Below are 2550 nucleotides of genomic sequence, written 5' to 3'. Positions count from 1 at the left end.
AGTCATTACGGCTACACCTTCCGGTGCAAAATAGGTAATAAACTCAAAGACCAGGGGAAGTGCGGCAAAGTAAGCGAAAGCCATTCCGCAAAAGAATAAAAAGCTGCTGCCAAACACCAAAGGCAGCGCCAGACGTTTTTCATGAGAATAGAGTCCGGGTGCAACAAAAGCCCATATTTGATAGAGAGTATGCGGTAAAGTAATCACAAAAGCCATCATCATGGCGACTTTCATGGGTACGAAAAATGGAGTGGCCACATCTGTAGCGATCATTTGACCGCCTTGTGGCAGTTTCTCCAACAAGGGTTGTGCAAGTAAAGTGTAGAGTTCCCGCGCGTAAAAAGCACAAGGAAGAAAGCCGAGCATGAGTCCGCCAAGTGCACGTATCAGCCTGGTGCGTAGTTCTACTAAATGCGATAAGAATGAACCCTCAAGCATGATGATTTTTCTAAAATGGGTTAAATTGAATGAGTATCAATGATTCATCAAATCGGGTGATCATCGGGTAGCTATTTTCTTTCCTTATCAAGAGTGTTGTGAGATGAATCGTTAATATTTGAGGTCGGTTGTTGTGAGTCAGCATGGGGCGATGATGCAATAGATGAATAGGTAGATAGTTTTTCTTCAGCTTTGACATCGTTAACGGTTGTTTTCAATTGATCAATGCTTTGCTTTACAGAGTTTTCAATTGAATCAGCGGTTTCTTCTACCGAGGACTGCATTTTTTTCAATTCTTCCATGCGCATTTCATTATGGATATCGGTTCTGACACGATAAACGAAGTTGCGGCAACGTCCATATAAGTGCCCCAGCGTACGAGCCACAGTCGGTAATCGCTCAGGTCCGATCACGATGAGTGCAACCATCGAAATGACCAGTAATTCCATAAAACTGATATCAAACATACGATTCCATTGGTTGAAGCTTTATGAATGAAATGATTACTTAAATCTTAAGTAGAGTCGTATTTTATTCCGGAAATTAACGCAGCGGCTAAATCTTCGCTTGCGACTTTTCCTTGATTTCAGTATCGGTTACTGGATGATTTGTGCTGTGTTCGACTGATGCCTTGTTCGATTGCATAGGTGAGGAAGAAGGACCTACCGATGTGCGTTGTTCTTCTTTTGTACTTTCCTTATGTACAGTATGTGCTGAAGTTTCTTTTCTAGCTTCGACTTCTAGAATTTGATCATTGACATGCGACGATTGGAATGGCGAAGGATCAGTATCCTGTTCTTTCATACCCTCTTTGAAACCTTTTAGAGCACTGCCCAAGTCACCGCCCAGATTGCGTAATTTCTTAGTTCCAAATACCAGGACAACTATTGCCAATACGATTATCCAATGCCAAATACTGAAGGTACCCATCGCTTTCTCCTTTTAAATGGGACAGTACTGCTTAGCCGTGATGAATCATTACCGGCAAACGTTCCCTGCCTCCGATGATATGGAAATGTAAATGAAATATCTCTTGCCCACCTACACGTCCGGTATTGATAATTGTGCGAAAACCATCTTCGCAACCTTGTTCTTTTGCCAATTTGGGAGCTAATAATAACATCTTACCCAGCAAATCCTGATGATTATCCTCAGTTGCAGATAATGAATCGATATGCAGCTTGGGTATCAGTAAGAAATGGATAGGTGCAGCCGGATTGATGTCATTAAAAGCAAGAATTTCTTCATCCTCGTAGATTTTATTGGAGGGGATCTCTCGTCTTGCTATTTTACAAAATATACAATTATCCATGCTTTAGTCTTTTGTCCTCGATGCTTTTTCTTCTATGCCAGAAACGCCTTCGCGCCTTTCCAATTCATTCAAAACATCGTCAGGAGTTAATCCATGATAGGCGAGTAATATTAAACAGTGGAACCATAGATCGGCTGTTTCGTAGATTACTTGATTGGTATTGCCATCTTTAGAGGCCATCAGCGTCTCAGCAGATTCTTCCGCAATTTTTTTTAGTATTTTGTCTTGTCCGCCATGAAGGAGCTTGGCTACATATGAGCTATTCGCATCTGCTTGCTTGCGTTCTTCAATGGTTTGCGCCAAACGGCGCAGGATAGTTAGATCAGTCATTTATGGTAGATTTCATCTGGATCTTTAATAACGGGAGCAGCAATAACCCATTCATTATTCTCAAGTTTCTGAAAGAAACAATTATGCCGTCCGGTATGGCAAGCGATGCCGCCAATTTGCTCAACAATGAGAAGCAATACATCTTCATCGCAATCAAGATAAATATCCTTTATTTTTTGAGTATGCCCAGATTCCTCACCTTTATGCCAGAGTTTTTTACGCGAACGCGACCAGTAGACCGCTTCACGTTTTTCTACAGTTAATCTTAGCGCTTCTCGATTCATCCAGGCAACCATAAGAATTTTACCACTGTCAGCTTCTTGAGCAATGGCGGGGACTAATCCATCTTCAGTCCAGTTGATTTTGCTAAGCCAATTATCAGGCATCAATATGTTAATGCTTCCTAGAAATAAACAATGTTGGTAACTCTAGCACTACAATCTCACTTGGTAACTCTAGCACTACAATCT

6 protein-coding genes are annotated in these 2550 nt (G+C 41.5%); all 6 read right to left on the bottom strand.

The genetic code is table 11. The features are described from left to right. Window positions 1-438: twin-arginine translocase subunit TatC (tatC, locus tag Q0K92_RS12980; RefSeq protein WP_297326214.1), on the bottom strand; the 438-nt coding region annotated here is incomplete at its 3' end. A 71-nt stretch (window positions 439-509) separates the two neighbouring features. After that, window positions 510-905, bottom strand: coding sequence for a Sec-independent protein translocase protein TatB (gene tatB / locus Q0K92_RS12975; protein ID WP_297326213.1), 396 nt, complete (start codon window positions 903-905; stop codon window positions 510-512). Window positions 906-993: 88 nt separating this feature from the next. Further along, a complete protein-coding gene (tatA, locus tag Q0K92_RS12970; RefSeq protein WP_297326212.1) occupies window positions 994-1368 on the bottom strand; it encodes a Sec-independent protein translocase subunit TatA in 375 nt (124 codons plus the stop codon). A gap of 31 nt (window positions 1369-1399) precedes the next feature. Further along, window positions 1400-1750: a histidine triad nucleotide-binding protein gene (locus tag Q0K92_RS12965; RefSeq protein ID WP_297326211.1), complete on the bottom strand. Its 351-nt coding sequence runs from the start codon at window positions 1748-1750 to the stop codon at window positions 1400-1402. Window positions 1751-1753: 3 nt separating this feature from the next. Continuing rightward, window positions 1754-2080 (bottom strand): phosphoribosyl-ATP diphosphatase, encoded by a 327-nt coding sequence (locus tag Q0K92_RS12960; protein ID WP_297326210.1) that lies wholly within the window; start codon window positions 2078-2080, stop codon window positions 1754-1756. Further along, window positions 2077-2466: a phosphoribosyl-AMP cyclohydrolase gene (gene hisI, locus Q0K92_RS12955; protein WP_297326209.1), complete on the bottom strand. Its 390-nt coding sequence runs from the start codon at window positions 2464-2466 to the stop codon at window positions 2077-2079. Before hisI ends, Q0K92_RS12960 begins: the two co-directional genes overlap by 4 nt. Window positions 2467-2550: the final 84 nt, after the last annotated feature.

Source organism: Nitrosomonas sp. (assembly GCF_024282095.1).
Classification (GTDB): Bacteria; Pseudomonadota; Gammaproteobacteria; order Burkholderiales; family Nitrosomonadaceae; genus Nitrosomonas.
Note: the sequence above shows the minus strand (reverse complement) of the source record. Positions and strands in the feature narration are given on the sequence as shown.